Source organism: Aurantimonas sp. C2-5-R2 (assembly GCF_036549495.1).
GTDB lineage: Bacteria > Pseudomonadota > Alphaproteobacteria > Rhizobiales > Rhizobiaceae > Aurantimonas > Aurantimonas coralicida_A.
Genome location: NZ_JAZHLJ010000002.1, coordinates 78086 through 102392 on the forward strand (window position 1 = coordinate 78086; position 24307 = coordinate 102392).

Sequence of the window (24307 nt, forward strand, 5' to 3'; positions counted from 1 at the left end):
AGATCGTTAACCTTATGTTTAAACTTGTACCTATCGGCCCGTTTTACGGTTTCTTTCAACGACGTCGCTAACTAGCATGAAGCATGCGAAACTGCCTGTCAGCCGCCTCCGGTCGACCAGGCATCTGCGCATGCCGCATCGGTTGGGGGCGCTACTCTCTTGCTCCGCCGCGGCGACCGTCGGCGTGACGGGTTCATAGTAACGAGTATTGAGGCGCGACAGCGATGTCCAAGACCAAATCCTTCGACCCGCTCACTGACGACGCGGTCAACGAAATCGAAGAGGCGCTTCGGGTCGATTTCGAGGAACCGGGCAATACGGACGATCTGAAGGAGGCGTCAGGTCATCTCGAGGAAAGCGCATCCGCCGATGCGACGAAGGTCGAATTTTCGCTCGACGATTTCGAGCGGCAGATCAATGAAACGGCAGGCCGCCTGCGTACGGAAGAAAACGCCGCCCCCTCTGGCGGAGCAAGACGCGCTTCGGTTTCCGACCTGGTCGGCGGTGGCCGTGCGAAAGCTCCGATAAGTGCGGCTCCCAGCGAGAAAGCAGCTCGGCCGTCAAATATCGCGCCGGATTCGACTGCGAGACCGTCCCGCGATAGCGGCACTTCCACGCGTCCTCAACAGGCTGGCGAGCCCGCGACGGTGGGACCGTCGGCGCCTCGGAGCGCGGAACCGCCGCGCGCCTACGCCCAGTCCGCCGCCAACGACGAGCAAAGACGCACGACCGTCATGGCGCAAGCGCTGCTCGACCGGCGGGCCTCCAGCGCTCCGATATGGATCGCACTTGCCGTATCGATCGCCTGGATCGGCTTTGTCGGCTTCATGGCATCGGGTCTTTATGGCATCGATGTCGCCACGCTTTCCAGCGGCCTGGTCAGTCCGGCGCGGCAGCGTGACCTGCTCCTGCTGACGGCCGTCGCCCTCGTTCCGGTCCTGTTGATCTTCGCCTTCGCCGTGATGATCCGTCGTGCCGCCGATTTGCGCCTGACAAGCCGTTCGCTCGCCGAAGTGGCGCTGCGTCTCGCCGAGCCCGAAACGATCGCGACGGAACGGGTGATGAGCGTCGGCCAGGCGGTTCGTCGCGAGGTGGCCGCTCTCGGAGAGGGCGTCGAGCGCGCACTGTCGCGCACCTCCGATCTGGAAAACATCATCAGCACCGAGGTCGGTGCCCTCGAGCGGGCGTATGCCGACAACGAAGGCAAGATTCGCACGCTCGTCCAGGATCTGGGAACAGAGCGTGAGGCGATGCTGTCGCACGCCGAGCACCTCCGCTCCTCCGTCGTCGGTTCGCATCAGCGGCTCGTGGAGGATGTCGATCAGACGTCCGAACACATCCTGCAGCGGATCGAGGAGGCATCCCAGCGTTTCACCAGTCTGCTCGACGAGCGCGGCGAGGCATTTGCCCGCGACCATGTGAAGCGTAGCGAGAATTTCATAGCCATGTTCGAGGAGCGCAGCCGCCTCGCCAGTGAAACCATTGCCGCCAACAGCGAGAGCCTGATGGCCCGGCTCACTGGGGCGGGCGACGCGGCGAGCGAACGGCTGAGCGCGACCGGCGACGAGGTCGGGCGCCTCCTGGAAAATCGGACGGCCGAGATCAAGAACCGGTCGGTGGAACTGCTCGAGCAGCTCGATTCCGTGGGCCATGACATCCAGAGCCGCCTTGTCGCATCAGGCGACGCGGCCTCCGGCCTGCTGAAATCACGTGGCGAGACGCTCGCGGCGAACAGCGAGAAATTCCTCACCGATCTCACCAGCGTTCTGGACGACCGTGCCATCGGCATCGCGATGGACGGCGAAACCTTCCTGGCCAGCCTGGATGGCGCGTTCGAGGAGCGGATGCGCGAAATCGGCGAAAAGAACGGTTTGTTCCTCACCAGTCTCACCGAGAGCGTCGACTCGCGCAGCCGGAAACTGGAGGAAGAATCCGGACGCTTCCTGGAGGTCCTCGACACCAGCCTCGTCGAGCGCACCGAGCGCGCCACCCAGATTCTCGCCGACGCCAACAGCCGGACCATCGGCGATCTCGACGAACGGATTGCGTCGATCGATCGCACATTGGCCGACCGCGGCGGCTTGCTGGTCACCAACATCGAACAGCGGGCCGATGCGATCGAGCGTTCGACCGATCGCATCACGGCGGCTCTGGAGACGCGCACCAAGGACTTCGCGGGCGTCCTTTCCGAGCGGACACAGGAGATCGTCGAGGCCTTCCAGTCCGGCCATTCGGATCTTTCGATGAAAGCCAGCGATGCGGTAGCGCTGACGCAGATGGCGCTCGAGGCCCGCACGAGCGAATTGCGCGCCCTCTTTGACGAGCGTGTTGCGGGCTTCGACGGTCTGATGGAAGAACGGACGGGCAAGCTCGCCGGCACCATCGACGATCGCTTGTTGGCCTTCGATCTGGCCAGTGACAGCCGCGTCGACAATATTGCGCAGCGGGCCGACGAGATGGACGCTGCCCTGGAGCGGACGGCGGAGCGCCTCGAGACCTTGCTCGAACAACGCCGCGCCGAGATCGAGGCCTCGATCGAACGCGGGGCGGAAGGAGTGCGTACGGCGTTCGATGGCCGGGCAAGCGCGCTCGAAGAGACCATTGCCTCTCACGGCGAGAATCTCGACGCATCCTTCGCTTTCGCGCAGCAGAGTCTGCTCGGCAACCTCGAAGAGCGTGGTTCCAGCCTGACTACCGCCATCGAGGAAACCGTTGCTCGCATGGAAGACCTCATCGGCGCGAGTGAGGGTGCCTTGGCCAAGGGTATCGACGAACGGACGAGCGCGTTGGCCAACCTTCTCGACGAGCGTCAACAAGCCATTCGCACGACGCTCGACGAACGAACGAGCCTGTTGCGGTCGGCTTCGCAAGAAAGCCACAGCGCCCTTCTGGCCGCGCTCGACGAACGAATTGCCGGAATTTCCGGCGGCTTCGACGACGCCGTGCGCCATGTCGCCGACGAGCTCTCCGAGCGCGTCCAGTCGCTGCGAACCGTCATCGAGGATTCGCGCCTTGCGATCGTTGGAGACGTCGACAGAAACACCGAGCGCCTGCGCGGCGAGATGGACGAGCGGACCGAGGACTTTGGAAATCGGATCGCTGTCAGCGCCGGGTCCCAGCTCGCGGCGATCGAGAGCGCCTTGTCCCTCGTGGTCGAGGGTCTCGACGAACGGACCGCACAGCTACAAAACGCGGCGGATGGGGTCGCGACCTCTCTGCGTGACGAACTCGATGGCCGCTTCGAGACCATTCGCTCCGTCATGGCCGAAGGTCGCGAGACGTTGATCGGTGATCTGGACGGGCGTACCCGCATCATCGCCGACGAGATCGGCGATCGGGTGATGCGCGTCGGCGAAGGGCTGGATGCCCGCACGGCCGCGCTACGCGGCATTGTCGAGGAGGCGCGCACCATTCTGGTCGATGGTCTCGACGAGCGCATGGCGGCGATTCACGCCGTTGTCGACGGCTCGCAGGGATCACTCCTTGCCGGTCTCGACGAGCGCACGGCTCGGATCGGCGAGGAATTCGATTCCGGCCGCGCGTCGATCGCCGCGGCAATCGAGGATCGCGTCAAAGGTATCAGCGACGCGCTGTTCGATGCCGATCTACGCCTCGCTTCGGTGCTTGAAGAGCGTCGCGATAGCCTCGCCGCGATCGTCGAGGAAGCCGCGCGCTCCGCAGCCGCAACACTCGGCGACCGTGCCGATGACGTCCGCCGCGCCATCGAGCAAAGTGTCGGTGACGTCTCGTCGTCCTTGGAGCTTCGGCGCAACGATCTCGTATCGGCGTTGGAAACCGGCTCGACCACCCTCACCGGCGCGCTGGACGAGCGGACCGACGCGATCTCCGCCGCGCTCGAGCGGGGCCTCGGCAATGTCGAGCGTACGTTGAACAATCGCGCTGCGATGATCGCGGAATCGCTCCGTCAAACGGTGACGGCGGCCACCACCGCGTTGAGCGAGGAAACGGGCCGCGCCCGCGAGAGCCTCGAAGCCGAAGGCAACAAGATTTCCGCAAGTGTCTCCGGCATCGATCGCTTGTTCCTGGCGTCCGGAGAAGAGGCCCGCGTCAAGATCGCCGGTGAAGCCGATCGTCTTGCCGAGCGTCTCGGCGCCCTGGCCGATGATCTGGCGAGCCGCTCGGCCGAGGCCAGCGCCACCCTCGTCGGTGAAGGCGGCCGGATTGCCGAAAACATCGGCGGCGCGGCGGAAGTGATCCGTTCGCTGTCCGAGCAATCGCGCACGCGGTTCGCCACCGAAGCGGATGAACTTGCCAGGACCATGGCCGATCTGTCGAGTCGCCTGCGCGAAGAGGGACAGGGCGTGCGCGAGGAACTCGCCGGACAGCGTCTGGCCCTCGTCGACAGCCTCGCCGGGATCACCACGTCCGTTGAGAGCCAGCTGGCCCGCAACACCGAGAGCTTCGCGGCCCAGATCGGCGCGGCCAGCGAGCGGATTCGCTCGGCGGGCGACGAAAGCCGCGAGCGATTTGTTGCCGATGCCGGTGAGATCGCGAGCCAGGTCGAAAATGCCTCGGCGAAGATGCGTGAAATGACCGAAGTGGCGGAAGTCGCGCTGCGCGAAAACACGGAAGGCTTTGCACGCCGACTGTCCGGCACCTCGTACCAGTTGCGCACGGAAACCGACCGCGTGGCGGGAACCCTTGAGGAGCGTTCGCAGCGCTTTACGGAGGAACTTGCCGGCGTTTCGGAGCGCTTGTCCGAAATGTTGAGCTCGAACACGCTCAGCAGCGAACTCTCCGGGGCAACGGAGCTTATCCGCAGCGAGCTCGCCAACGCATCGCAGTCGATGCGTGACGGCGTCATGGAGGTTGCCTCGCAACTGCGCGGCGACGTTACGGACGCCTCGCAGAGCCTGCTTCGCGACGCCGACGGCGCGCGCGAGGAAATGATGGTTCGGAGCCGCGAGCTCGCCGACCACCTCGCCTCGATTTCGAGCGCGATCCGGGTCGAGACCGAGCGCGCCCGCGAGCAACTCCTGGAAAGCGCTGGAACGGTCGGCGAAGACCTGTCGAACAGGATGAGTCAGTCCGAGCAGGCGATCGCGGCCCGCGCCCGGATGATGGGCGAGGAACTCGATGCCAAGACCCGCGATCTGACCACACTGTTGAGCGCGCGCACGGCGGATATCTCGCGTATTCTCGACGAAGAGGCCCGGCCGATGTTCGATCGCCTCGGCGAGAACGGGTCCGAGTTCGCCCAATTGCTCGAACATAGTACCAGGGATGCCTCCGAGCGCCTCCGGGCGGAGAACGCAGCTCTCGTCGCCGCGCTCGGCCGGCGGGCCAGCGAAACGATCGATAGTCTCAATCAGTCCTCCAACGAGATTCTCGGCGCATTGGACGAGAAGACGTCAACCGCAGTCGGCCTCGTTGCGGATATGCGCGATCAGCTGCAGCACGAGGTTGGATCCCTGATCGGCCGCCTGTCGCAGACGAGTGGTTCGCTGCGCGGGCTCGTCGAGGAAACCGCGAGCAATCTCGGTGCAATCGACGCGACTTTGCAGGAGAGCGGGACGCGCTTCACGCAGGGCGCCGAGCAGGCCTCCAATTCGATCTCGCTGTCCTCGCGCCTTCTGGAAAGCAATGTCGAGCGTCTCGACAAGCTGTCGATGACCGCCTTCTCCAAGGTCGCCAGCATCGCCGACCGGTTTCAGGAGCACGGAGCCGTCCTCGCAGAGGCCGTGCAACTCATCGATACCAGCGAGGCCACGCTGCGCTCCACCCTGGAGGGTGGACATGGCGGCATCGAAGAGCTCTCAGCCGGGCTGGTAAAGCGCTCCGAGGAAATCGGCGAGCTGATGCGTTCCTTCGAGGGGGTCATGGACGGCCTGTTCGATCGGACCGAACAGCGCTCCCGTCTGATCTCGACGCGGCTCTCTTCCGAGGTCGGGGAAACCCTCGGCGAGGCTGATCGCAAGATGCAGGGAGCGGAACAGCGATCGCGTGCCACGGCCGAGGCCATGCGCGATGCGGTCCAGTCGGTGATCGAGGACGCGAGCCAGCGTTTCGAAGGCGCAACCGAGGAAATGCGCCGCACTGCCGCTGAGATTCGCCAGGAGCTCGAAGCGACCCGAAGCGAGATCAAACGCGGTGTCGTCGAATTGCCGGAGGAAACGCGCACGAGCACCGAGGCGATGCGGCGGGCGGTCTCGGACCAGATCCGGGCACTGCGCGATCTTTCCGAAGTCGTCTCTCAATCCGGCCGCGCCTTCGACGTGTCGACTCGTGGCGCGGCGCCGACGCGGTCCGCTGCGGCGGCTCCGCAACCGGCCAGCGCAAAGCGCCGGGTGGCACCGCAGACAACGCAGCCCTCCCCGGATGCCGAGCTGACGGAGGAGCAGGAACGCGATGTCGAGGAGCAGATCGCGGCGTCCTTCATGACTGACGGAAATCTGGCGCGGGACCTGCGCGGCTCGAACTTTGATCCGCCAAGCCGCACGGGAACCACACCGGCAAAGTCTGCCGAGATGCGCTCGACCGAGCCTCGGCCCAGCGGCGACCACTCGTTGCCGATGCGCCCGGCGGCACAATCAGGCGAGACGGCAGGCCCTCCTGAAGCTGGCGGCCGTTCGGGCGGCTGGGTGTCGGACCTTCTGCGTCGGGCCTCGCGCGACGAGGAGCAGGGTGGAAGTTCCGCGTTGAATCCAGACGAGCCGCAGCCGGCAGTGCGTTCGCCGCAAGCGGCCCGTTCGCCAGACTCGGTGATGGACTCGCTGAATTCACTGTCCGTCGATATCGCGCGGGCCATCGACCACAAGGCATCGGTCGAGCTGTGGGACCGCTATCGCAGCGGCGAACGCAACGTCTTTACCCGCCGTCTCTACACGATGAAGGGGCAGCAGACCTTCGACGAAATCCGTCGCAAATATCAGCGCGACGGCGAGTTCAAGAAGGCCGTGGACCGCTATCTCTCAGACTTCGAGAGCTTGCTCGGCGATATCGCGAAGAAAGATCCTGAGAACAACCTCACAAAGACCTATCTCACGTCGGACACGGGCAAGGTCTACACCATGCTGGCCCATGCTTCGGGCCGGTTCGACGGCTGATCGAGGCGGATAATCGGACGTTCAGCGCCTCGCTCCGACCATGCTGATCGAGAAAATCGGCATGGTCGAGCTTGGCGAAGAGGTCTCCAACGTTCGACGGCTCAGGGACCCGAATGAGTCCCCGGTCCTGTAACGAGGACGACCGACAAAATCCTGGTGAGTGAAGCATGCCGCCTACGGCGAAGGCGTGTCCTTCGGCCACCGTTCACCCGAAAACGAGCCAAGCAGAGCTCTGTCGAACCATAAGGGCGGCGCCTCGGCCTGCCGCTGACAAGCAGGAGGAATTCCCATGCCCGGCCTCTCGCCTCTAAGCCGCCTGTCCGGCCGTCTCAGCTTTCGAGCGGCCGAGCGAACAGCCGCCGCGATCGGCCGGGTTGAAGCCTTGAGCGATGAGGCGGTCGGGAGAATCTTCACCCGCTTCGATGCGGTAAAAGTGATGCGTGCGGCGGAAGCGCTTGATCGCGACCCCACCCTGCGGCAAGGCCCCCTCGCCGGCCTGACCATCTCGATCAAGGACCTCTTCGATGAAGCTGGCGAGATTACCACGGCGGCGTCCGTCTATCTGGCCGACAGAGCGCCGGCCGAAGCGGACGCCACCGCTGTGGCACGATTGAAAGCGGCGGGCGCCATCCCCTTCGGTCGAACCACCATGTCGGAATTCGCCTATTCCGGCGTCGGGCTCAATCCGCATTTCGGCACGCCCGGCAATAGCTACGACCCGTCGCGAATACCGGGCGGATCGACGTCGGGCGGCGCGCTCAGCGTGGCTCTCGGCCTCGCCGATGTCGCGCTTGGATCGGACACCGGCGGTTCCGTGCGCATCCCGGCCGCGTTCAACGGGCTGGCCGGCTTCAAGCCGACCCAAGCGAAGGTGCCGCTCGACGGTGCCTTTCCGCTGTCGCAGTCCTACGACAGCGTCGGCCCCCTCGCCAGAGATATCCGGATCTGCGCTGGCGTCCATGCCGTCCTCAGTGGCGAGTCACCGCCAACCTTGCCAAGACGGGAAACCAAGGGTTTGCGAATCGGTGTCGTCCGCACGGTTCTCACCGAGGGCCTCGACGAGCAGGTGGCTGCCGACTTCGCCTCCGTCCTCCAGGTGCTGGCCGACAACGGCGTCGAGCTAGTCGACGTCGACATGCCGGCCCTCGCCCAGGCGGGAGCGATCAATCGGGTGATCGTGGCCTCGGAAGCGCACCGCGCCCACGCCGATCATCTCGATGCGCTGGAGACGGTCGGCGACCCGCGGGTGCTCAAGCGGATCATGGCCGCGGCGAGCTTCGCGCCGGACGAGGAAAAGCACGCGCGGGTGGAGCGATCCGCCGCCCAGGCCGCCTTTGTCGGTCTCGCGGCGGATTTCGACGCCTTCATCGCCCCAACGATTCCGATCGTTCCGCCGCTGATCGCGGAGGTGGAGGCCGATTACGATCGGCTCAACGCCCTGGTTCTACGCAATCCATCGACGGTCAATTGTCTTGACGGTTGCGCCGCGACGATCCCGATGCATGCCGCCGGATCGCTGCCGACGGGTCTGATGGTCTTTGGCCCCGGCGGAGCGGACTGGGATATCCTCGCGATCGCCCAATGTTTCGAGCCTCTCGCCCGACGTGGCGCGTCGAAGGATTAGTTGACGAACTGCGGCATCAAGAGGCGTGGTAGCCAGAGTGTGATGGAAGGGAAAAGAACGACCAGCACCAGGATGGTCAGCATCGGCAGCAGGATGAACGCCACGTCACGCATCGCCGCCTTCACCGGAATCCCGCCGATCGAACACGAGATCAGCAGACAGAGCCCGTATGGCGGCGTCACCAGACCGAAGGCGAGGCTGATGATGCCGATCATGGCGAAGTGGATCGGGTGCATCCCGACCTCGAGGGTCACCGGATAGAGCACGGTGCCGAGGATGATGATGGCCGGAATGGCGTCGATGAAGAGGCCGATGATCAGGAAGGCGATCGCGACCGCGAAACCCATTTCGACGATTCCAAGATCCAGGACTTGCACATAGCTGACAAGGGCCGCGGGAATTCTGAAATAGGCCAGCGTCCAGCCAAAGGCGCTCGCGGTGCCGATGCAGAACAGGGCGATCGCCGCAAACCGGCCGGTATCATAGAAGACATGGGCGACTTCGCGCGGACCGACCGCGCGGTAGACGATCAGGCCAAGAACGAGTGCATAGAGCGCAGCGACGACCGATGCTTCGGTCGGCGTGAACAGACCGCCGACGATACCGCCAACGATGATGACCGGCGTCAGCAGCGCCAGCAGAGCCCCCACCAGAGCGCTGGCGAATTCGCCAAGCGTCGCGCGGCCGTGCGGTTGCATGCCATGCCGGCGGGCATAGACGTACACCGCCACCATCATCGCCATCCCAATCAGGATGCCGGGCAGGATGCCGGCGACGAAGAGGCCGCCGATCGACACCGACATCAAGCCGCCCCAGACGACCATCAGGATCGACGGGGGAATGATGACGCCCATCACCGACGAACAGGCCGTGACCGCCACGGAGAAGGACGGGGAGAAACCTTCCTTCTTCATTTGCGGAATCAGCAGCGACCCGATCCCCGCCGCGTCGGCGGTGGAACTGCCGGAAATGCCGGCGAAGAACATCGAGACGACCACGTTGACGTGGCCGAGCCCGCCCGGCAGGTGGCCGACCATCGCGCGGGACAGGCGGATCAGCCTGTCGGTAATTCCGGCCGCGTTCATCAAATTGGCGGCGAGCAGAAAGAACGGCACGGCCAGAAGGACGAAGGAATTGTAGGAGCGGAACATCTCCTGCAGCACCAGCACCGGTGTCAGGCGAGGCTCGATGAAGAAAACCGGGATGCAGGCAAGCGCCAGGGCGAACGCGACCGGCACGCGCAGGATTATGAGAAGAAACAGAAGACCGAACAAAATGCTCGCGACAGTGCCCGGCGTCATGCCGCGGTACCTTTGGCGACGGCGATCTCCTCGACGATCTTTTCGATCACGAAGAGCGTCGTCACCACGCCGGTCAAAGGCCAGGCGACGAAAATCCAGTTCATCGGCAGGGCCGCGATTTCCGACTTCTGGTACCAGCCGAACAGCATGAAGTCCCAGCCATACCAGATGAAGATCAGGGCGACCGCGAGGATCATGAGCTGGACGAAAATGCGTTTGGCCGCCTCGACCTTGGCGTTGGCTGACACCGGAAGCACTTCCAGGTCGAAATGCGTGCCGTCCCGCACCGCGCACATGGCGCCGACCATGATCATCCAGACGAAGCAGAACCGCGCAATTTCCTCGGTCCAGATGTAGCGCGGGACGATCCCGGTGAACCGGGAAAGGATCTGCGCCGTGACTGGGACGAGCAGACCGGCAATGAGCAGTCCAAGCGCTAGCCTAAGCACGAGGTGGATGGCGTCGAGAACGCGGGTCATGATCGTCCTGTGAGGTGAAACGAACGAAACCAGTGGTGGCAGAGTCGCGCCGGAGCGGGCCATGGCTCGCCCCGGCGCAGCTCAACCGATCCGTCGTCACTGCACGTTCTGTATGGCCTTCAGGACGTCTGTCGCGCCGAGTTCGGCGGCATATTCCTCCAACACCGGTTTGGCCGCCTCCAGCATCTTGTCGCGCTCGGTGAACTCGTGGGTCTTGATCCAGCCCTTGTCGACCATCGCCTGCAGCTTCTTGGAATCCTCGCCGCTCTCGATATCGCGCCCGAATTTGCCAGCCTCCGCGCCTGCCCCGTCGATGCATCCCTGCAGTTTCTCCGGCAGCCCCTGATAGGTCTTGTTGGAGATGAACAGCGGACGGATGGTAATCGCATGCTTGGTCAAAGCGAGATCAGGCCCGACCTCGTAGAACTTCATCTGCTCGACGCCGGCCGCTTCGTTCTCGGCGGCGTCGATCACGCCGGTCTGAATCGCGTTATAGACCTCGTTATAGGCAATGACTGTGGGCGCGGCGCCCAGCGCATCGAAAACGCTCGTCCAGATCGGCGCACCCTGCATGCGGATCGGCAAATCCTTGAGCTCCGCCATGTTGGTCACCGGCTTGTTGGCGAAAACATTGCGGGTGCCACCGCCCGCATAGCCGAGGAGACGAATGTCGGCCTTTTCGAGGATGTCGTCGGCGACGGGCTTTAGCAAATCCTGCTCAAGCACCTTGTTCCAGTGTTCCTCGTCGCGAAACAGGAACGGCATGTCCATCAATGGCGCCATGTTCGAGAAGGTCGAGATATGCGCGGGAGACGCCACGGCATAGTCGACCGACAGGCCCTGGTTCATATAGGCGACGTAATCCTTTTCCAGGCCCAATTCGGAGTTCAGGTGCATCTCGAACTCGACCGGCTCGTCGGTATAGCAGGCCTTCACCAACTCCTCGAACTTGCGCATGGTCTTGGTGAAGGCATGGTTCTCGTCGAACTGACTGGCCCCGACCAGCTTGATCTGGGCGAGAGCCGGAGCCGTAGCACCGAGGGTCGCAACGCCCATGGTGACGACAAGCGCGACAGCTGTTCCTCCAAACAATTTGAAGCTGTTCATTTTTGTCCCTCCCGTTTGACAGCGCCAGGCCATAAGTCCATTCACCGCCGTTGCTGTTGCAATGCAATATTTTCTCTGCATCGTCTTTTTTGCGGTCACTATATCCGAGGGTTTCAAGGGGTCAACGTGGATCGTCTTCGCTTCCGTCCCTCGGCTGCCCCACCGAAGATCCGTGCCGCCGCGCTCTCTTGATCCTGTCAGAGTTTACTGTTTTCTGGCCCCGAAATGCTCCAGCAAGGTTCCAAGGCGATGTCCGACCAACCAATGGTGCCACGTAATGGGACCCCCGCAGCAAAAGGCCCTCTGCTGCGGGCGGCCGGCGCAGTCCGGACGGAAGGGCTTCCAGCTTATGCCCTGGCACTGGTGGCCGTCGTCGCAACGGTCGCGCTCGGCATTATGCTGCCGGGCGGTCTTGATGATCCGCCCATCGCCTGGTTCGTGCCAGCGATTCTCTTCGCCTCCATCTCCGGGGGAATCTGGCCAGGTCTGCTCGCGCTTGTCCTCTCCCTGATCGGCTCGCTTTATTTCGGCAGGTCATCGACGGCGCTCTCCGGCGATCTTCTGACCGCCGTCGGCTTTGTCACGGCCGGCGGCGTTATCACTCTGGCCGGCGCGGCGCTGCGTCATGCCCTGGAAAAAATCGCGACGACCGAACGCGCCCTCGATGCCCGCGAGATGCACCTGCGCTCGATCCTCGACACGGTTCTCGACGCGACTGTCGTGATTGAACGGGACGGCAAGATCGTATCCTTCAATGCTGCCGCGACGCGCCAGTTCGGCTATAGCGAGGACGAGATCGTCGGTCAGAACGTCCGGGTCTTGATGCCCGAACCCTATCGCGGTGAGCATGACGGCTATCTGCAACGCTACCTGACCACGGGCGAAAAGCGGATCATCGGCGTTGACCGCGTCGTGGTCGGACAGCGAAAGGATGGCTCCACCTTTCCCATGAAGCTGGCGGTCGGTGAGATGAGGATGGGCGACTCGATCTTTTTCACCGGGTTCATTCGCGATCTGACGGAGCGCGAGGAGTCGGCGGCGCGGCTGCAGGAAATCCAGGGCGAGATGGCAAGGCTTGGACGCCTCAGCGATCTCGGCGAAATGGCATCGACCCTCGCCCACGAACTCAACCAGCCTCTGTCGGCGATCTCCAACTATGCCCAGGGCTGCACCCGGCTGCTGCGCGATATGGACGACGCGCTGGCGATCCGCATGCGCGAAGCGCTGGAAGAGATTGTCCGACAATCGCTCCGCGCCGGCCAGATCATCCGGCATCTGCGCGAATTCGTAACGCGCGGGGAAACCGAGAAGACCCCGGAAAATATCCGCGTGCTGGTCGAGGAAGCCGGGGCGCTGGCGCTGGTCGGATCACGGCAGTTGGGTGTGCGCTCGATTTTCGAGTTCAGCCCCGGCGCCGACATGGTCATCGTGGACAAGATTCAGGTGCAACAGGTGCTGGTGAATCTCATGCGTAACGCGATGGATGCCATGCGCAGCAGCGAAGTGCGGGAGCTTCTCATCCGAACCGCTTCCAACGGACGCGGCGATATCGTGGTGGAAGTCTCCGACACGGGAACGGGAATCATCGACGAGATCGGGGCCCAGTTGTTCAAGCCCTTCGTTACGTCCAAATCCACCGGTATGGGCGTCGGCCTCGCCATCTCCAAGCGCATCGTGGAGGCCCATGGCGGCAACATATCGGCGAGTGGCAACGACAAGGGCGGCGCCACATTCCGCTTCACGCTGCCGGCGATGAAGGAGGTCTCGAATGGAGATCGGTGACTATACGGTTCACATCGTCGACGACGAGGAGGCAGTGAGAAAGTCGCTCGCCTTCCTGCTGACCATGGTCGGCTTCACGGTGCGCGTGCACGGCTCGGCGACGGCCTTTCTAGCGGCCGCGCCCGGGCTTGGGAAAAGCTGCCTGGTGACCGATCTGCGCATGCCGGATATGAGCGGCGTCGACTTGCTGCATCGTCTGAAGGACGCGCAGGCACTGATGCCGGCGATCGTCGTCACCGGCCATGGCGACGTGCCGATGGCGGTGGAAGCCATGAAGGCCGGTGCGCTCGATTTCATCGAAAAGCCGTTTGAGGATGAGGTGTTGATCGCGGCGATTCATCGCGCCGCCGCCGAGCTCGAGCAACGACTCGACGGCGTCGATGTTCAGGCGATCCAAGCCAGGATCACGACATTGACCGAACGCGAATCTGAGGTCCTGTCTGGCGTTGTGAGAGGGCTTCCCAACAAATCCGTCGCCTTCGACCTCAATATCAGCCCGCGCACGGTCGAGGTTCACCGCGCCAATATCATGGTGAAGATGCAGGCTGGCAGCCTTGCCGAACTTGTCCGCATGGCACTGCTGGTGGACATGGGTGGTGAGCGGACGGCGACGAGCGCACGGGACCGGTCAAATTGATCTGACGCAAGGCGCGGCCTCTCCAAGAACGGATATTGCACCAACAAGGGTCGGGCATTGCCCGGCTCGCGACGCATATGTCCGGAGCATCCCGTATCGTGGAGACAATCGGCCTGATTCTTGTCGTGGCGCCCGACCGTGATTTTCGCAAATCGCTCGAATTCGCGCTCGAAGCGGAAATGTACGAGGTGGATTCGCATGCCGGACTCACCTCGGCTCTCGCATCGCCGCGCGTCAGATGGTTGGACTGCGCGATCGTCGACGAAAATGCGGTGCGCGATCACACCTCCGAATGGGATGCGCTCGAACGTCTCGGCGCGCCGGTCATTTTTCTGATGGATAAGCGGCCCCCTCCGACCGACTTTGCCCAACTGACAATTCTGACCAAGCCATTTCTGGGCAACGCTTTGATTCAAAAGCTTGAAAACATTGCCGGAAGTCCGGCAACGCGCTGAGGCTACGTAATTTCCCTAAGGACATAACCGAATTTCGGGCGACCATGATCGGCGCCATTGTTTCCCCACCAGAACGGAAAAGGGAAACAACAATGCTCGCTTCCACCCTCGCCCAGTCGCCCTTGCGGTCGCATCCCTTCACGATCGATCACCGGGCGTTTCCCTCTGCTGCCGCATCGCCCCGCCCGCAGATCGTCAGCTTCTTCCAGGCAGGCGCGGAAATTTACGCCGCGGGCGATCCGGCCGGCAATCTCTACCGGGTCGAGTTCGGCGCGGTTCGCGTCTATCGCTTGCTGGCCGATGGCCGCCGGCAGATCATCGCATTCCATCTGGCGGGCGAAACGTTCGGCTTCGAAGCCGGCGTGGAGCGAGAATTCTTTGCCGAGGCGATCAATGCCATCGGGATCTGCCGGCGTCCTCTTTCGACCAGTGATGGTGTCGATCCAGACATACTGTCTTTGGCGTTGCAGAGCCTGAGAACGACTCAACGGTATCTTTTGGTGCTCGCTCGGCACTCCGCCTTCGAACGCGTTGCGAGCTTCCTCGCCGAGATGGTCGAGCGACAGGGTGACCTGGAGCATGTCCATCTGCCGATGTCGCGAATGGATATCGCGGACCATCTCGGCCTGACCATCGAGACGGTGTCGCGGACGTTCACCAGGCTCAAGGAACAGCGGCTCATCGAGCTGGTCGATTCGCGCGATATCCGCATTCTGCGACGACGGGCTCTTCTGGAGATCGGTGCATGACGATATGCGCTCGCGATCACGTTCAGCGCAATCTCGTAGAAATCCTGGGCGAGATCGGCCGCCACTCGAATGCGGATGATCATCGACAACTTCACTGATCCAGATCAATGTCGCGTCGGTTTCGCCCTGCGAATGTNGATGTCCGGCTAAGACGCGGGCTTCCGCGAGCCCGATGCGCCGCTCGGCAACTGGAATTGACGGAGGTCAACGTGCCGAGGCCGCACGACCAATAAGCTGGCCAGCATGTCCAGCGTCACTCCAGTCTTCCAGATGTAGGGGGTCACCAAGGTCTACCGGACCGGCGGCGTCGAGGTCTGGGCCTTGCGCGGCGTCGACGCCGAACTCGAGGCCGGCGAATTCGTCGTCATGCTGGGTCCGTCCGGCTTGGGAAAGTCGACACTCCTCAACATCATGGGAGGACTCGATCACGCGAGCGCCGGCCGGGTGACGTTTCAGGGCGAAGATCTGACCAGCAGTTCCGACCGGGCGTTGACTGGTGTGCCCCTAGGGAAGTGGTCCTCCCTGAAGTATGGTTTTTGAACCATTGGAGGACGAGAGAATGCCGCGACTTGCGCAAGGTCAAACAATCGATCGAGACAATGTGCATCATGACGAGAGGTACAGGCCGCCCGGAGTCACTACGGCAGTGTCGGCCGCTTCGGATCTGGGCGCGAGGATGACGGTGATGGAAACATGCCGTCGGACGCAGCCGGCTGTCGCACCCAACCAGGCGGAGGGAGAGCGGAATGACCGAGACTCGTGTGGTTTGCAGCAAGTGCGGCGGCGTCAACCGCTTGCCGCCGTCGCGATCGGCCAGCGGCGCCAAATGCGGGANAATCTCGTAGAAATCCTGGGCGAGATCGGCCGCCACTCGAATGCGGATGATCATCGACAACTTCACTGATCCAGATCAATGTCGCGTCGGTTTCGCCCTGCGAATGTGCACCATCGACCGATGAGGCGAACGCGATGACCCGACAGATCAATCCGCAATCCGGGCAACCGTCAAAGCCGGGCAAGGCCCACGCGCGGCCTTCGCGATCGGGCCGGTTCATTCCCGCGACAGGCAAGCCGGACGCGTCCGGAAAACGGTATCTGTAGGTGCCGATCAACGAAATCTGATCAATCGGCGGGCGCCGTACCCGATGGCACAATGGGCTCGCCCGACCTCAACCCAAGCAGGAGGTCTTTCCATGTTCAGTACCGCCAATGTCGGCGCCGCCGACCGTGTTATCCGAATCCTTTTCGGCATTGCGCTCGCCACCTATGCCTATGCGTCGCTGGTATCGCCTTGGTCGTGGGTGGCCTATGCCGTCGCCGCGATCCTCGTCCTCACTGCGCTCATCCGGTTCTGTCCCGCCTACGCCCTGTTCGGCGCCAGCACCTGCAGTCGGTCCGCCACCGGAAATGCCGCAAAGACCTCGGCGCCTCCCTCGGACCGCCCGTCGAGCCGGCTATGATCCGTTTGCCTTGAGGGCCTTCACCGCGGCCTTCGGCGACCGCGCGACGCCGGGCGAACCCGCCGCGATTTACCGGCCTCTTTGCGGCGGCGCGAATTCCTCCGCCGTCAGCGTCTCCCGGGTGAGCAACGTCAGGGAGAGTCCGAGCGGCGTTGTCTTGCCTTTCGGCGATGCCGGAATTGACTGGCAGACGGCGGGGGAGAAATAGTGAGCCGACACAAACACAAGGCGACCATACCGGTGCGCAAGGGCAATCCGAAGGACTTCAAAGGCGCGCTCAGCCTGCTGGAAGACGGCGCTTGACGCGCATCACGCCCCAAGGGAATCCGTGGGGGAAAGGTGAACTACGGATGGTCACAGCACGGTCGGGACAGCACCGGCGTCCGGTTCTGACGCAGTACGCGCGTCGACCGGCGTTCAGCCTGTTTGTCGGCGTTCTCGCCGTCCTCGCCCTGGTGCTCTCGGGCCTCGGTCACGGAGCCGCAGCCGGACCGATGGCCATGACCGAATGCGGCTGGTCGGCCGTCCAGGCGAACGCACCCACCGGAGATGAGACGGGTCGCTGTTTCCTGAACGCGGCCGCCATAGATGGCGAGGCCGATGCCGGGCAAGCCCTTCTCCCCGCCGCCGCGTGCCCTCAGCACGCGCCATGCGTGCATTTCTTCGTCGCGCCGGAGCGCCCGCTGCTGCGAGCGCAAGGATCGAACCGGGTGATCGCCACGGTCTCCGACCCGCTCCGGGAACGGACGGAAAGCCCGCCTCACCACCCCCCGATCAGCTGATTTTTACGGACGGCCGGCGTCCATCGCGGCTCCCTGTCGCGACGCCGCCTTGCGATGCAGCCCCCGGCAGTGCCGGGGTTTGCGCCGCGCCGGCCGTTCTCGTCGCAAATGCTGAATCCCTAAAAAACTGGAGACAATGATGAGAACCCACCGACGCTTCCTCCACTCCGCCGCACCGATCGCCCTGGCGATGGTGCTCTTTGGCCTCGATTCCGTCCATGCGGAGCCGTTGGTCTACATACCGCTCGGCGAGGAGAACCAGATTCTGGCCATCGACGCGGCGACGGACGCCGAGGTCGACCGTATCTCCGGAACCGAGGCGGTGCATGGGCTGGCCGGAACCCCGGACGGGCGCCTGCTGATCGCCGGAAGCCTCTCCGCTCGTTCGGCGGGAGAGGCGCCCGCAAAGCCTGTCGGCGTCTCCGAGGAGGACCATGAGGCGCACCACGGGATGTCGGAGAAGACCTCCGCGAAACCGTCCGACGAGCTCGTCAGCACGGTTTCGATCATCGACCGCAAAAGCGGCGAGATCCTGCGCAAGGTCGACGTGCCGGGCGCCGTGCATCACGTCACGGTCAGCCCGGACGGGCGCTTCGCCGTGGTGACGCTGATCAACGCCGACGCTGTCTCGGTGATCGGGCTCGAGGACTTCGAACTGATCACGACGGTAAAGACCGCGGCGACGCCGAACTACGCCATCTTCAGCAAGGATGGCGAGGCGCTGTTCGTCGGCAATGCCGGCGCCGGCACCGTCAGCCGCATCGCCGTCGATGGCTGGACGGCGGGGCCGACGGTCGCCACCGGCGCCAATCCCGGGCACCTGGTGATGGCCGCGGACGAAAGCGCCCTGTACGTCACCAATGACGGCGACGGCACGGTCAGCGAGATCGACCCTGAGACGATGACGGTTCGCCGCAGCTTCGAGATGGGCGGAATGCTGCATGGCCTCGATTTGTCAGAGGACGGCAAGACGCTGTTCGCCGCAGTGCGGGAGACCGGCCGGATCGGCCGGGTCGATCTCGACAGCGGCGAGGTCAGCTTCGCCGAGTTGGCGCCGGCGCCCTACCACCTGAGAACGATCCCAGGAACAGGCAAGATCTATGTCAGCAGCGCCGAGGAGCCCAAGGTCTGGGTGCTGGACGTCAATGACCTGAGCACGATCAGTGAGGTGAAAGTCGAGGGCACAGCCCATCAGATGGTGATCGTCCCTTCGAGTTGAGCGGACGTCCCGCTTCCACGACAAGCAAAATGGGAAGGGCGGCCCGTCAGCCGCCCTTCCACCTGTGGCACGCCGGATTGGAAGGAGTGGACACTTCGTCCAGATCGGCTCGGCCCGCGAGATGCCGATTTCGGCGCCGCACAATTCGATCATGTATGTTGCCGGATGAGATTTCGCGTCGGCCACAACGCCGCTATCCACATGGTTTTTAAAAAAAATATTAAGGTTTTCGTTACCGCTGGGGTGACTCGCTCGCGGCTGAACACCCTTGGCGCAAGGGGCCGCATTTCGCTTGATCCAGGTCAAAGCGTGCGTCGCAACATCGGAGCACCAACGGTCTGACGAAAGTCGTCGAACAGCGTCGGCGAATCGCGATCAGAACGGAGGCATCATGGACAACGCCCGCCGACTTTTTCTAGGGCAGATCGCGCGTATCAGCGCTGGCGCGGCATTCGTGCCGTTTGCCGGCGTGGCCAACGCTGCGATCAACGAACAGCCCCCGCGCCGCGGCGGCGACCCCGCCAAGCGCTACGCCATGCTGATCGACCTGCGCCGCTGCATCGGCTGCCAAGCCTGCACCGTATCGTGCCACATCGAAAACGAAGCGCCTTTGGGCAAGTTCCGCACGATCGTCTCGCAATACGAGGTCGAAAGCGTGGAGACGGGCGAGTTGGCCCAATTCATGTTGCCGCGCCTGTGCAACCATTGCGACAACCCGCCCTGCGTGCCGGTATGCCCGGTTCAGGCCACGTACCAACGTGAGGACGGCATCGTCGTCGTCGACAGCGACCGCTGCGTGGGTTGCGCCTACTGCGTGCAGGCTTGCCCGTATGACGCAAGGTTCATCAACGAGCGGACCCAGACCGCCGACAAATGCACGTTCTGCGCTCATCGACTGGAGGCCGGGCTGTTGCCGGCCTGTGTCGAATCCTGCGTGGGGGGTGCGCGGATCATCGGCGACCTGAACGATTCGAACAGCCAGATTTCCAAGATGATCGAGGCGCATCGAGACGAACTGATGGTGCTTCAGCCGGAGAAGAACACGCGGCCGCATGTCTTCTATCTCGGCATGGACGAGCGGTTCGTCGACCGGCCCCAGGCCGTTCCGGGACTTTGGGATGTGCGCGGCGAGGAAGGACAGGAGTTGGGTTATGAATTCGCTGAGCATTGAGCTGATCGCCCCGCGCTATGGCATCGCCTGGTATCCTTGGGCCGTGCAGTATTTTTTCCTGATCGCGCTGTCCTACGGCGCGCTCTGGCTGACCGTGCCCGGCCTGATCTTCGGCAGCGATCGCTGGAAGCCGACGGCGCGGCTGGCGTTGCTGGCGGCGATGTCCACCGCCGTGGTCGCGCCTGTCTCGCTTCTGGCAGACCTGCACCAACCGCTCCGTTTCTGGCATTTCTACGCCTATCCGACGCCGTGGTCCTGGATGTCGCTGGGCAGCCTGTTCCTGCCGCTTTATGTCGGCCTGGTGGTGGTCTTGGCCTGGCTGGTCTGGCGCGAGCCGCTGAAAGCCTGGGCCAACGCGCCCGGACTGCAGGGTGCCGTCGGACGCATCGCGCCGCTGGGGGGCTGGAAGAGTCCGCACTGGCTAATCGTTCTGACCGGGCTGGCCGCGATCGTCATGTCGCTAGCGGTCATGCTTTATACAGGGGCCGAGGTCGCGGTGCTCAAGGGCCGGCCGCTGTGGCACACGGAATATCTGCCGGCGATGTTCCTCCTGACCGGGGTCATCGGCGCCGCGGGTCTGGTGTTGGTCCTCAATCGCTTTTCCGGTCTGCGCTATCTGACCGGCGGCAATCAGATGCTGGCCGTGATCCTCGGCACAACCGTTCTGGCGGGCCTCGCCGCGGCCGGATGGTTTGCCCAAGGTCTCATGCTGAACGAAGGGTCGGTGGCAGCGGCGCTCGAGTCGGTCCGCCTGAATCCCGAATGGCGAGGCGTCGCATTCTGGGCCGCGGGCGCCGGCGTCCTGCTGTTCCTCAGCGCCGGCCTGATGGTGGTCATACGGCCGCTGCGCGGCTTTCGCTGGATCGTCGGCCTCCTGGCGCTTCATGTCGCCTGGATGTTCCGCTGGACCGTGTTGATGGATGTGCAGACCGTGGCGCGAAACAGCGCCGGATACAACGACTACAGCATCTCGCTCGGGTCGCAGGGTCTTCTGGGCATCGTCGGCACCTTCGGTCTTTGGCTGGCCGTCGTCCTGATCATCAATCTTTTCGTGCCCTGGCGCGCCGCCCTCGGCGGCCACGCGGAAGTACCCGAGATCTCGGGCATCGAAGGAGAGCCAAGCTATGGATAAGACACGTCGCAGACTGCTTCAGGGCGCCGTCGCCGCCGGTGGCGCGGCCACCTTCGCCGCAGGCTATGCCGAACCGCTGGAAAAGATGGCCGCCGGGCTGTCGGGCAGCGCCGGCGAGAAGCCCAAGCATCCGATCTTCGGCAATGCGCCGGCACCGGAATATCGCGTCGATCTCGACACCGGAGAGCTCACCCCCAACCCGGACCAGCGCATGGCCTTCACGGTCTGCTACGGTTGCACGACAAAGTCACGACAAAGTGCGGCGTTCGCGTCCGGATTGACAACAAGACCGGCCAAGTTCTGCGCGTGACCGGCAACCCGTACAATCCGCTCTCGGCGGATCAGCACCTGGACCACGCCACACCGGTCAAGGAGGCGCTGCGCAGCGTCAGCGCCTGGCAGGACCAGGGACAGGAAAACCGCTCGACGGCCTGCGCGCGTGGCAATGCGATGATCGCCCAGATCACCAGCCCGCACCGCGTGACCCACTGCCTGAAACGCACCGGGCCGCGCGGCAGCGGCCAGTGGACGCAAGTCCCCTTCGAGCAGGTGATCGAGGAGATCTGCGAGGGCGGCGATCTGTTCGGCGAAGGTCCGGTGGAGGGCCTGCGCGCGATCAACGACTACGAGACGCCGATCGATCCGAACAATCCCGAATACGGGCCGAAGACCAACCAGCTTCTGGTGATGGAGGCGACGGATTACGGCCGTTCGGCTCTGCTCAAGCGATTCGTGTTCAACGCTTTCGGCACCCGCAATTACGGCCATCACGGATCCTATTGCGGACTGGCGTTCCGAATGGGTTCGGGTGCGGTCATGAACGACATGAAGAAGTACGCGCACACGAAGCCGGACTTCGCCAGCGCCACTTTCGGCCTGTTCATCGGCACAGCACCCAGCCAGGCGGGCAACCCGTTCAAGCGGCAGGGACGACTGATCGCCGAAGCCAGGGCGCGCGGCAATCTGGACTATGTCGTGGTCGACCCGGCGTTGAATGCCTCGGTTACCAAATCGGCAGGAGCGTCATCGAACTGGGTTCCAGTCCGGCCCGGCACCGATACCGCATTGGCGATGGCACTGATTCGCTGGCTGCTGGAGAACGACGGCTATGCCGCCGATTTCCTGGCCCTGCCGTCGGGCAAGGCGGCAAAGGCGGCTGGCGAGGTGGGTCACACCAACGCGACCCATCTGGTGATCGTCGAGGACGGGCATGCGCGGCAGGGACACTTCCTGCGCCGCTCCGACCTTGGACAGGCCGAAGCGGGGGCCGACGATGACGCGGCGATGGTCATGGCCGACGATGGCCTTGTGTCGTCCGATGCGGCCGGCAAGGCGAGCCTTTTCGTGTCGGCTCGGGTCGATTTTCCCGATGGCGCGACGGTCGCGGTGAAAAGTAGCCTCGCCTTGCTGCTCGAATCCGCCCAGGAGCGTTCGCTGGCCGACTATGCCGCCGAGTGCGGCATCCCCGAAGCGCGGATCGTCGACATCGCGGAGCGGTTCAAGGCGGCGGGCCGCCGTGCGGTCTCGGACAGCCATGGCGGCATGATGTCGAGCACCGGATTCTACGCCACCTTCGGCGTGCAAATGCTGAATCTGCTGGCCGGGTCGATAAACCACACCGGCGGCTCCGCCCAAGGCGGCGGCAGTTTCAACGGCATGGGCAAGGGTCCGCGCTATGATCTGAAAACCTTCCCCGGCATGCGCAAGCCGAAGGGGCTCTTCCTCTCCCGCTCGGGGTTTCCCTACGAGAAATCATCGGAATACAAGCGCAAGGTCGCGGCCGGCGAGAACCCCTATCCAGCAACGGCGCCTTGGCGGTCGCTCGCGCCACCGACGCTGACCGAGCACCTGTCCTCCGCGCTCGACGGCTATCCCTATCCGATCAAGGCGCTGATCGGGTGCATGGCCAACCCGATCTACGGTCAGGCCGGGTTGCACACCCTGATCGAGGAGAAGCTCGCCGACCCCAAGAAACTCGGTTTGTACGTAGCAGTGGACGGCTTCATCAACGAGACCAACCTGTATGCCGACTACATCGTGCCGGATTCGGTGATGTACGAGGTCTGGGGGTTTACCGGGGCATGGTCGGGCAACCTGACCAAGATGACCACGGCCTGTTGGCCGGTGGTCGAGCCGCGCCAGCAGAAAACGGAGGGCGGCCAACCGGTGAGCATGGAGACGTTCTTCATTGCCACTGCGAAACAGCTGGGGCTGACCGGTTTCGGCGCCGAGGCGATCCCGGCGGCCGACGGAACCCTGCTGCCGCTCGAAAGCGCCGAGGATTTCTTCCTGCGTGCAGGAGCCAATATCGCCTATCTGGGCGATCGGCTGCCGGACGCGAGCGAGGAGGATGTGGCGCTGAGCGGGCTGGACCTGCTGCTGCCCAAAATCGAGGCTGTGCTTCCGGAGGAAGAGCGTGGCGCCGTCGCCTATCTCTATTCCCGCGGTGGCCGCTTCCAGCCTTACAAGGCTGCACATGATGGCGAGAACCTGGGCAATCCGTGGAAACGCACGCTTTGCGTCTACAATGAAGATGTGGGCACGGCGATCGACAGTCAGACCGGCCAGCGGCACCGGGGCGTGCCCCAGTTCAGGCAGGCCGAACTGGCCGACGGCAGCCCCATGCGCGAGGTCTATAGCGAGGACGATTGGCCCTTGCTGGCGTTCTCCTACAAGTCGAACCTGATGAACCCTTACGCCATCGGGCTGGAACGGCTGCGGATGATCAAGCCGTACAACCCGATCCTGATGCATCGCGACGATGCCGCCCGGCTGGGGATCAGCCACGGCGACACCATCCGCATCGAAAGCCCCGGGGGCACGGTGACAGGCCTCGCGCTGGTCGGCGACGGGGTCATGCGCGGTTGCCTGGGCATCGAGCACGGCTTCGGCCACCGGGAACTGGGCGCCGGCACCCATGTCATCGATGGGCAGGAGCGTCCCGGCAACGAGTGGATCGGAGCGGGGGTGAACCTCAACGATCTGGGCTTCGCCGACCCGACACGCCGCGTCGCCGGCACATGGCTGGAGCCGATCAGCGGCGCCAGCGTGCGCCAGGGCCTGCCCGTGAGGGTCAGCCGGGCCATGGCCTGAGGCAGGCGTGATATCGGCAACCGATGCCGATGCGCCTTCGGCGGCCGCGGCCCTCCGAATATTCGGAGCTGGCCGCGGCAACATCTCAAGGCACCGCGAATGGAGCGACAGAATTGATTCTTGGAGAAATCGATTGCGGAATCAAATTCCATTGCGCCCATACAAAGTACCAATGGGTTTCACCGTGAAAAATGAAAAATAGTTCGTCCGAAAATCCGGCAACGGAGCGAAAGGCGACGGCTGCGGGGG

At 63.7% G+C, this 24307-nt stretch carries 17 protein-coding genes and 1 pseudogene; 15 read left to right on the top strand and 3 right to left on the bottom strand.

Features of this window, described 5'->3' with window-relative positions; translation table 11 throughout:
* The first annotated feature begins 224 nt into the window (after positions 1-224).
* A complete protein-coding gene (locus tag VQ044_RS01405; protein WP_327646686.1) occupies positions 225-7067 on the top strand; it encodes a hypothetical protein in 6843 nt (2280 codons plus the stop codon).
* A gap of 289 nt (positions 7068-7356) precedes the next feature.
* Positions 7357-8691, top strand: coding sequence for an amidase family protein (locus tag VQ044_RS01410; protein ID WP_327646687.1), 1335 nt, complete (start codon positions 7357-7359; stop codon positions 8689-8691).
* On the opposite strand, the gene VQ044_RS01415 is transcribed toward VQ044_RS01410, so the two are convergent.
* From VQ044_RS01415 to VQ044_RS01425, 3 genes are all read right to left on the bottom strand, one after another.
* Positions 8688-9992 carry a TRAP transporter large permease gene (locus tag VQ044_RS01415; RefSeq protein WP_327622260.1) on the bottom strand — a complete coding sequence of 435 codons (1305 nt, stop codon included), beginning with the start codon at positions 9990-9992 and terminating at the stop codon, positions 8688-8690. The genes VQ044_RS01410 and VQ044_RS01415 overlap by 4 nt on opposite strands.
* Positions 9989-10471, bottom strand: coding sequence for a TRAP transporter small permease (locus VQ044_RS01420; protein WP_327622261.1), 483 nt, complete (start codon positions 10469-10471; stop codon positions 9989-9991). Before VQ044_RS01420 ends, VQ044_RS01415 begins: the two co-directional genes overlap by 4 nt.
* 96 nt (positions 10472-10567) lie before the next feature.
* The gene (locus VQ044_RS01425) at positions 10568-11578 is read right to left on the bottom strand and encodes a TRAP transporter substrate-binding protein (RefSeq protein ID WP_327646688.1); all 1011 of its coding nucleotides are present in this window, start codon (positions 11576-11578) and stop codon (positions 10568-10570) included.
* Between the two features lie 249 nt (positions 11579-11827).
* On the opposite strand from VQ044_RS01425, the gene VQ044_RS01430 reads away from it, so the two are divergent.
* From VQ044_RS01430 to VQ044_RS01490, 13 genes and pseudogenes are all read left to right on the top strand, one after another.
* Entirely contained in the window at positions 11828-13360 is a 1533-nt protein-coding gene (locus VQ044_RS01430; RefSeq protein ID WP_327646689.1) for a PAS domain S-box protein, read from the top strand.
* Entirely contained in the window at positions 13353-13997 is a 645-nt protein-coding gene (gene fixJ, locus VQ044_RS01435) for a response regulator FixJ (RefSeq protein WP_327646693.1), read from the top strand. The genes VQ044_RS01430 and fixJ overlap by 8 nt, the downstream gene beginning before the upstream one ends.
* 125 nt (positions 13998-14122) lie before the next feature.
* Positions 14123-14452 carry a hypothetical protein gene (locus tag VQ044_RS01440; protein WP_327646690.1) on the top strand — a complete coding sequence of 110 codons (330 nt, stop codon included), beginning with the start codon at positions 14123-14125 and terminating at the stop codon, positions 14450-14452.
* A gap of 92 nt (positions 14453-14544) precedes the next feature.
* Positions 14545-15201 carry a helix-turn-helix domain-containing protein gene (locus VQ044_RS01445; protein ID WP_327650467.1) on the top strand — a complete coding sequence of 219 codons (657 nt, stop codon included), beginning with the start codon at positions 14545-14547 and terminating at the stop codon, positions 15199-15201.
* A 321-nt stretch (positions 15202-15522) separates the two neighbouring features.
* Positions 15523-15693 (top strand): annotated as a pseudogene (locus VQ044_RS01450) (ATP-binding cassette domain-containing protein); the annotation flags it as partial.
* A gap of 254 nt (positions 15694-15947) precedes the next feature.
* Positions 15948-16046, top strand: coding sequence for a hypothetical protein (locus tag VQ044_RS01455; RefSeq protein WP_331827587.1), 99 nt, complete (start codon positions 15948-15950; stop codon positions 16044-16046).
* Between the two features lie 348 nt (positions 16047-16394).
* Positions 16395-16661 carry a YgaP family membrane protein gene (locus tag VQ044_RS01460; protein ID WP_327646396.1) on the top strand — a complete coding sequence of 89 codons (267 nt, stop codon included), beginning with the start codon at positions 16395-16397 and terminating at the stop codon, positions 16659-16661.
* 350 nt (positions 16662-17011) lie between these two features.
* Positions 17012-17443 (top strand): hypothetical protein, encoded by a 432-nt coding sequence (locus VQ044_RS01465; RefSeq protein WP_327646395.1) that lies wholly within the window; start codon positions 17012-17014, stop codon positions 17441-17443.
* 136 nt (positions 17444-17579) lie between these two features.
* Complete coding sequence (locus VQ044_RS01470) at positions 17580-18662, top strand: YncE family protein (RefSeq protein ID WP_331827589.1); 1083 nt, start codon at positions 17580-17582, stop codon at positions 18660-18662.
* A 391-nt stretch (positions 18663-19053) separates the two neighbouring features.
* Positions 19054-19833, top strand: a complete 780-nt coding sequence (gene dsrO, locus VQ044_RS01475; RefSeq protein WP_327646393.1) for a sulfate reduction electron transfer complex DsrMKJOP subunit DsrO — start codon at positions 19054-19056, stop codon at positions 19831-19833.
* Entirely contained in the window at positions 19814-20965 is a 1152-nt protein-coding gene (nrfD, locus tag VQ044_RS01480) for an NrfD/PsrC family molybdoenzyme membrane anchor subunit (protein ID WP_327646391.1), read from the top strand. The genes dsrO and nrfD overlap by 20 nt, the downstream gene beginning before the upstream one ends.
* Positions 20958-21275, top strand: a complete 318-nt coding sequence (locus VQ044_RS01485) for a hypothetical protein (RefSeq protein ID WP_331827590.1) — start codon at positions 20958-20960, stop codon at positions 21273-21275. Before nrfD ends, VQ044_RS01485 begins: the two co-directional genes overlap by 8 nt.
* The gene (locus tag VQ044_RS01490; protein ID WP_331827591.1) at positions 21272-24058 is read left to right on the top strand and encodes a molybdopterin dinucleotide binding domain-containing protein; all 2787 of its coding nucleotides are present in this window, start codon (positions 21272-21274) and stop codon (positions 24056-24058) included. The genes VQ044_RS01485 and VQ044_RS01490 overlap by 4 nt, the downstream gene beginning before the upstream one ends.
* Positions 24059-24307 lie beyond the last annotated feature (249 nt).